Source organism: Kitasatospora sp. NPDC005751 (assembly GCF_040630835.1).
Lineage (GTDB): Bacteria > Actinomycetota > Actinomycetes > Streptomycetales > Streptomycetaceae > Kitasatospora.
In genome coordinates, this window is record NZ_JBEXYC010000053.1 from 41,553 (window position 1) to 48,601 (window position 7,049).

Genomic DNA, 7,049 nt, shown 5'->3' on the forward strand with positions numbered 1-7,049 from the left:
TCTTAGGCGCGGCGGCCGACGGGCGGCCCGTTCCGGCGGCGCCTCCGCAGGCGTAGCGTGGAATCGGCTGCTCCGGCGGCCCCCGGCCGGGCCGGGGCGGCGACCGCCGGGGCGGCGGCGCGCGCGAGGAGACCGCGATGCTGATATTCGATGCGGTGCTGGCGGCCGTCGTACTGGTGGCCGTGTGGGCCGGGCTGAGCGTCCGGGTCGTGCAGCAGTTCCAGCGGGGCGTGGTGTTCCGCTTCGGCCGGGTGCGCGAGCAGGTGCAGGGCCCCGGGCTGGTGCGGCTGATGCCGGTGGCGGACCGGCTGCGCAAGGTGAACGTCCAGATCGTGACGATGCCGATCCCCGCCCAGGAGGGCATCACCCGCGACAACGTGACCGTCCGGGTGGACGCGGTCGTCTACTTCCGGGTGGAGGACCCGGTGAAGGCGACCGTCAACGTGCAGGACTACAACTTCGCCATCTCGCAGGTCGCCCAGACCTCGCTGCGCTCGATCATCGGCAAGAGCGAGCTGGACGACCTGCTGGCCAACCGGGAGCCGATCAACCAGGGACTGGAGCTGATGATCGACAGCCCGGCGCTGGGCTGGGGCATCGAGATCGACCGGGTCGAGATCAAGGACGTCGCCCTGCCGGAGTCGATGAAGCGCTCGATGTCCCGGCAGGCGGAGGCCGAGCGGGAGCGCCGGGCGAGGATCATCACGGCGGACGGCGAGTACCAGGCCTCGGCGCGGCTGTCGGAGGCCGCGGCGGTGATGAGCGCGACTCCGGCGGCGCTCCAACTGCGGCTGCTGCAGACCGTGGTGGAGGTGGCGGCGGAGAAGAACTCGACGCTGGTGCTGCCGTTCCCGGTCGAGCTGCTGCGGTTCCTGGACAGCGCGGCGGAGGTGAACCGCAGGACGGCGGGCGACGGCGGCGAGCAGGCGGGCGCGGAGCCGCCACCGGCCGAACCGCCGCGGCTGCCGGAGGTGGAGCAGCTCGACCTGCCGCCGCTGGAGGAGGTGCTGGAGCAGTCGCCGGTGGGCCGGCTGAACGGCCCCGACCACCCCGCGCCGGGCCCGGTGGCGGCGCCCCCGGGCCCGGACCACGATGGAGGGACGGGAGTGGCAGGCACGTCAGGAGGCCGATCATGACCAGAGCCAGCGACATCATGCACCCGGGCGCGGCGTGCGTGGGCGAGCACGAGACCCTCGCCTCCGCCGCCCGGATCATGCGGGAACGCGACGTCGGGGCGTTGCCCATCTGCGGTGAGCGGCAGAAGCTGCTCGGCATCGTGACCGACCGCGACATCGTGCTGAAGTGCGTCGCCGAGGGCCGCGACCCCGAACAGGTGACGGCGGGCGAGATCGCCCAGGGCCGGCCGATGACGGTGGAGGCGGACGAGGACGCCGAGCAGGTGCTGCGGATGATGGAGCAGTACCGGGTGCGCCGGCTCCCGGTGATCAACCACCCGGAGCACGAGGTGGTCGGGATGATCAGCGAGGCGGACATCGCGCGCGGCTTGCCGCAGGCCCGGCTGGCGGAGTTCGTCTCGGCGGTCTGCGCGGAGGAGCCGCCGCGGTCGACGGAGGTGCAGGAGCCGCAGGCGGTCTAGGGTCGCGCGCCGCTCCCACCGGGCGGTCAGCGCTGCTCCCGGAGGCCCCGTTGCAGCAGTTCGGCGAGGTGGAGGGCCTGGCGGCCCTCGGCCAGGTGGGCGATCTGGGTGCGGCAGCTGAAGCCGTCGGCCAGCACGACGGTGTCCGGGTCCGCCGCGCGCAGCTCGGGCAGCAGCACGCGTTCGGCGATCGTCACGGACACCTCGAAGTGGCCCCGCTCGAAGCCGAAGCTGCCGGCCAGCCCGCAGCAGCCGGAGTCGAGGACGCGGTTGCGCAGACCGGTGCGGGCCTCCACCCGGCGGTCGGCGGCGGTGCCGAGGACGGCGTGCTGGTGGCAGTGGGTCTGGGTGACGGCGTCCAGCGGGAGCCGGGGGAGCGGGGCGTCCGGCGCGTACTGGTCGATGAACTCGGCGAAGGTGCGCGTCCGTTCGGCGAGCGGGCGGCCGTCGGCGCCGAGCAGGCGGGGCAGGTCCTCGCGCAGGGTGGCGGTGCAGCTCGGGTCCATGCCGACCACCGGGGTGTCGGCGGGCAGCCCGGTGGCGGCGAGCGCGCGCAGGCTGCGCCGCATCACCCGCCGGGCGGTGCCCAGCTGGCCGCTGGAGTACCAGGTGAGCCCGCAGCAGACGGGGCCGTCCGGCAGCCGGACGTCGAAGCCCAGGTGGGAGAGCACCTCGACGGCGGCGCGCAGCACGTTCGGCTGGAGGTGGTCGGAGAAGGTGTCCGGCCAGAGCAGGACGGGGCGGGCGCCGGCCGGGGCCGGGTGTGTGGCGCGGTGACGGCGGTACCAGCGGGTGAAGGTCTCGGGCGGGAACACCGGGACCGGTCGGCGCCGGTCCACTCCGCCGAGCCGCTTCAGCGGGCCGGCGGCGGCGGACCGGGCGATCAGGTTGGCCGCGCCGGGGGCGAGTGCGACGGCCCGCAGCCAGAGCGGCAGCCACCCCATCGAGTAGTGCGACAGGGGCCGGGGGCGGTGCCGGTAGTGCTGGTACAGGAACTCGGTCCGGTAGGTGGCCATGTCGACGTGGACCGGGCAGTCGCCGGCGCAGCCCTTGCAGCCGAGGCAGAGGTCCAGCGCCTCCCTGACCTCCGGTGAGCGCCAGCCGTCCGGGATCGCGCCCTCCGCGCCGCGCAGCATCTCGGCGAGCAGCCGGGCGCGGCCCCGGGTGGAGTGGCGCTCCTCGCCGGTGGCCATGTAGCTCGGGCACATCACCCCGGTCTCGGGGTCCACGCACTTGGCCACCCCGACGCAGCGGTGCACGGCCTTGGCGAGGCTGCCGTCGTCCTGCGCGTACGGGAGGGCGAGCGGGAGCGCGCGTAGCGGCCCGGCCAGCCGCAGGTCGGCGTCGAGCGGGCGCGGGTCCACCAGGGCACCCGGGTTGAGCAGGTTGTCGGGGTCCCAGATCCGCTTGAACTCGCCGAGGAGCGCGATGATCCCGGGCGGGTACATCCGGGGGAGCAGCTCGGCGCGGGCCTGCCCGTCGCCGTGCTCACCGGAGAGCGAACCGCCGTACGAGACCGCGAGGTCGGCGGCCTGCTCCAGGAACTCCCGGAACACCGCCGGCCCGTGCGGCGCGGTGAGCGGGAAGTCGATCCGCAGGTGGACGCAGCCCTCGCCGAAGTGCCCGTACGGGACGCCGCGCAGGTGGTGGCGGCGCAGCAGCGCCCGCAGGTCGCGCAGGTAGTCGCCGAGCCGCTCCGGCGGGACGGCCGAGTCCTCCCAGCCGGGCCAGGCCTCGCCGCCGTCGGGCAGCCGGGTGACGATTCCCGCGCCGGCCTCGCGCACGCCCCAGAGCTGGCGCTGCTCGCCGGGGTCGGTGACGACGGAGGTGGTGGCGGAGCGCTCCCGGCGGACGGCGTCGGCGAGCCGCCGGGCCGCGTCGAGGGCCTCGGCGGGGGACGCGCCGGCGGTCTCCAGGAAGAGCCAGCAGGCGCCCTCGGGCAGCCGGTCCAGTGCGGGCGGGCGCGGTCCGGCGGCGAGCAGCGCGGCGATCAGGTCGGCGGCCATGCCCTCGACGGTCAGCGGGCGCAGCGGCAGCAGGGCGGGGACGGCGTCGGCGGCGGCCGTCTCGTCCGGGTAGCCGGCCACCACCAGGGCACGGGCGGGCGGCTCCTCGACCAGCCGGACGGTGGCGCCGAGCAGCAGCGCGCAGGTGCCCTCGGTGCCGGTGAGGGCCCGGGCGAGGTGGTGGCCGCGTTCGGGGAGCAGGGCGTCCAGCGGGTAGCCCGAGGTGCGGCGCGGCAGGTCCGGCATGCCCTGGCGGATCACGGCGAGGTTGCGGTCGGTGAAGTCCTGGAGGTCGCGGTGGAGTCGGCCCGCGCGCCCGGGCAGGGCGCGCAGCGCCGTGCGTTCGGCGGGCCCGAGCGGGCCGCCGACGGTGAGTTCGGTGCCGTCGGCGAGCAGCAGGTCGAGGGATTCCACGTTGTCGGAGGTGCGCCCCCAGATGACGGAGTGGGCGCCGCAGGAGTCGTTGCCGATCATGCCGCCGAGGGTGCACCGGCTGTGCGTGGACGGGTCCGGCCCGAAGCGCAGGCCGTGCGGGCGGGCGGCCCGCTGGAGGTGGTCCAGCACGGCGCCCGGCTCGACCCGGGCGGTGCGGCGTTCCGGGTCCACGCCGTGCACCGCGCCCAGGTGGCGCCGGAAGTCCAGGACGACCGCGCCCGGGCCGATCGCCTGCCCGCCGATGCTGGTGCCGGCCCCGCGCGGCACCACCGGTACGCCGTACTGACGGCAGAGCGCGACGGCCGTCCGGACGTCGTCGAGGTCGGCCGGCTTGACCACGCCGAGCGGCAGGTGGCGGTAGTTGGACGCGTCGTGGCTGTAGACGGTGCGCTCGGCGGCGCCGAAGCGGACGTCGCCGCGCAGGGTCGCGGCGAGCTCCCGGGCGAGGTCGGCGCCGGGGGCGGCGGACGGTCGGCTCACGTGGGTCCTCCCGGGGGTGGGCTCGGCGTACCGCCGCCGATCATCCCAGCCGGACGGCGCGCCCGGTACGGGCCACCCCGGCGTGCGGCCGACGGAGTGTCGGCCGCACGCCGGCTCCGGCTCCGCCGGACGGACGTCCGGTCTCCCGGCCCGGGGCCGTCCGGCTCAGGCCGAGGCCCGGCGGCGGGCCGAGCCGGTGAGGGTGCCCCTGGCGATGTGCGAGAGCTTGGCCATCTCGAAGGCCGGGTAGGCGCCGCCGGCCAGCAGCGAGAACTTCACGCCCTCGCGCCCGCCGGGCCGCCGGTGCCCGGCCGGCTGGAAGCGGCGGTGGTGCTCGGCGGCGCGGTGGAAGAACTGGGGCCGCTCGGCCCGCGCCACGCACCCGGCCAGGTCGAACACGAACAGGTAGTGCCGGACCATCCGGGTGAACAGGGCGTCGCGGACGGCCTCCAGCTCCGGCTGCCGGGCCGCCACCTCGTCCAGCAGGGCGAAGCTGCGCTCGTACTGGTCGAAGATGTCGAACTGGCTGCTGCCGGGCGAGCCGGCCGGGTGGACGGTCTCCCGCCGCCGCAGCTGGACGCAGGCGCGCGGCAGCACGGCGATCCGCCCGGCGGTCAGCATGGCCCGGTGCACGGCCGGGATCTCCTCGTAGCGGCCGTCCGGGAAGGCGAGCGCGCGGCCCTGCCAGAAGTCGCGCCGCAGCAGCCGGTCCCAGATCAGCGCGGGCGCGCCGAGCAGCTCGGGACGGGCGGCCGGCCCGGTGACCTCGGGCCCGGCCTCGGCCAGCACCGCCTCCGCGCCGCCCGGCCAGTCGCGCCCGCCGTGCCGCCGGGTGTGCCCGAACAGCAGCACGTCCACCGGGCCGGTCTGCTCCAGCCGGTCGGCGAGCGAGCGCAGGCCGTCCCGGGGGAGCAGGTGGTCGGCGTCGAGGAAGAGCAGGTACTCGCCGGTCGCCCGGGCGGCGCCCGCGTCCCGGCTGACACCCACGCCGACGGCGGCGTTGAGGTGCAGCGCCGAGACCTGCGGGTGCCGCGCCGCGTACGCGTCGGCGAGGTCGGCCGGGGTCTCGGGGGAACGGTCCGCGACCAGGATGACCTCGAAGTCGCGGAAGGACTGCGCGAGGAGCGAGTCGAGGCATTCCGCCAGCTGTTTCTGCTGGTCGTAGGCGGGGAGCACGACGCTGATCAGGGGAGAGGGCATGAGGCCGGAGCGTAGGAGCGCGGCCGGAAGGTGGCAAAGCCCTGACGGTCGGTAATTCTGATCAATCCGCGTCAAATCGTACGAGCGTGCGCCATATCTTCACCCGTCATGCCGGGCGTGTCCACGTCGAGCGGTGCCGCCGGCCGGATCCGACGACGGCGCCGGTGCCCGCGCGGACGGGCCGGTCGCGGCGCGGTCCCGGACCTCGCGGTGCGGGAAGGCCGAGGACCCCGCGCGGGTCTGCCGCGCGGGGTCCTCGGGGCTGCTACCGGCCGGGTCGGCTCAGTACCAGTGGTGGCTCTGCCAGAAGGACCAGGCACCGCAGGGGCTGCCGTACCGGGAGTTCATGTAGTCCAGGCCCCACTTGATCTGGGTGGCTGGGTTGGTGCGCCAGTCGGCGCCGGCCGAGGCCATCTTGGAGCCGGGGAGCGCCTGGACCAGGCCGTAGGCGCCGGAGGAGGCGTTGACGGCGAGGTGGTTCCAGCTGCTCTCGTGGGACACGATGTTGCTGAAGCACTGCAGCTGGCCGGCCGGGACGATCTGGGCGGCGATCTCACGGGCGCTGCCGGAGTAGGTGGGCTTGGCGTTGAGCGCGGCGCGCTCCTGCGAGCGGGAGGCGGCGGCCTCCGCGTCGGCCTTGGCCTTGGCGTCCGCCTGCGCCTTCGCCTCGGCCTGGGCCTGCGCGGCGGCCTGCGCCTGCGCGGCAGCGGCCGCCTCGGCCTGTGCCTGGGCCTGCGCCTGTGCCTGGGCAGCGGCCGCAGCAGCGGCGTCGGCCGCGGCCGGGTCGGCCTGGGCGGCCACCGGCTGCCCGTCCACGGAGACACCGGCCACCGGGGCGGCCGCCTCGGCGACGCTGCCGCCGCTCTGCGGGACGGCGAGGGCGGCGGTGGCCGCACCCGCCACCACGAGGGTGGTGATACCGGTGATCAGCGAGTTGCGGCGGGCATGGCTGAGCTGCATGGAGCGGACGATCCTTTTCCGTCGGGGGCCGTACCGGGGAGCACGGGGGCTCCGGCACGAGGACACGGGCGGACAGGGCCCGCGATGCCGTCCGGGACGGCCATGGCACCCCGGCCGTGACGGCGGGGCGGGCGGGACGCGCGGCGGACGGACCGGTTCGCGCTGCCTGGCGACTGGCCATTCTTCGCAGAGCCCGGCGGGGGCGGCAAAGGCAGCGGCTACTACGGCGGGTAGTGGGTGGGGCGGCCCGAACGGCGAAGCGCCCGGCCGCGGCCGCGCGGCTACAAGGGCGCCGGCCACCCGCACACCAACATGGCCAAGGCCGCGCTGAACATGCTCACCCGCACCAGCGCGCAGGAGATGTTCGAGTC

Annotated in this window: 5 protein-coding genes; 2 read left to right on the top strand and 3 right to left on the bottom strand. The window is 75.7% G+C overall.

Annotated features, from left to right (window positions below; all coding sequences use genetic code 11):
- The first annotated feature begins 137 nt into the window (after positions 1 to 137).
- Positions 138 to 1,136, top strand: coding sequence for a slipin family protein (locus tag ABZ497_RS30075; protein ID WP_359809710.1), 999 nt, complete (start codon positions 138 to 140; stop codon positions 1,134 to 1,136).
- Positions 1,133 to 1,597, top strand: coding sequence for a CBS domain-containing protein (locus ABZ497_RS30080; RefSeq protein WP_329486479.1), 465 nt, complete (start codon positions 1,133 to 1,135; stop codon positions 1,595 to 1,597). The genes ABZ497_RS30075 and ABZ497_RS30080 overlap by 4 nt, the downstream gene beginning before the upstream one ends.
- A gap of 26 nt (positions 1,598 to 1,623) precedes the next feature.
- Here the strand turns inward: ABZ497_RS30080 and ABZ497_RS30085 are convergent, their stop codons facing one another.
- The 3 genes from ABZ497_RS30085 to ABZ497_RS30095 form a co-directional block, all read right to left on the bottom strand.
- The gene (locus ABZ497_RS30085; RefSeq protein WP_359809712.1) at positions 1,624 to 4,518 is read right to left on the bottom strand and encodes an FAD-binding and (Fe-S)-binding domain-containing protein; all 2,895 of its coding nucleotides are present in this window, start codon (positions 4,516 to 4,518) and stop codon (positions 1,624 to 1,626) included.
- A gap of 165 nt (positions 4,519 to 4,683) precedes the next feature.
- Positions 4,684 to 5,718, bottom strand: a complete 1,035-nt coding sequence (locus tag ABZ497_RS30090) for a glycosyltransferase (RefSeq protein WP_359809714.1) — start codon at positions 5,716 to 5,718, stop codon at positions 4,684 to 4,686.
- A gap of 282 nt (positions 5,719 to 6,000) precedes the next feature.
- Positions 6,001 to 6,678: a lytic transglycosylase domain-containing protein gene (locus ABZ497_RS30095; protein ID WP_359809716.1), complete on the bottom strand. Its 678-nt coding sequence runs from the start codon at positions 6,676 to 6,678 to the stop codon at positions 6,001 to 6,003.
- Between the last annotated feature and the right edge of the window lie 371 nt (positions 6,679 to 7,049).

Bases quoted from the DNA above. Each gene is read 5' to 3' on its own strand.
- ABZ497_RS30095 (WP_359809716.1), bottom strand. From the start codon at position 6,678: ATGCAGCTCAGCCATGCCCGCCGCAACTCGCTGATCACCGGTATCACC.
- ABZ497_RS30075 (WP_359809710.1), top strand. From the start codon at position 138: ATGCTGATATTCGATGCGGTGCTGGCGGCCGTCGTACTGGTGGCCGTG.
- ABZ497_RS30090 (WP_359809714.1), bottom strand. From the start codon at position 5,718: ATGCCCTCTCCCCTGATCAGCGTCGTGCTCCCCGCCTACGACCAGCAG.
- ABZ497_RS30080 (WP_329486479.1), top strand. From the start codon at position 1,133: ATGACCAGAGCCAGCGACATCATGCACCCGGGCGCGGCGTGCGTGGGC.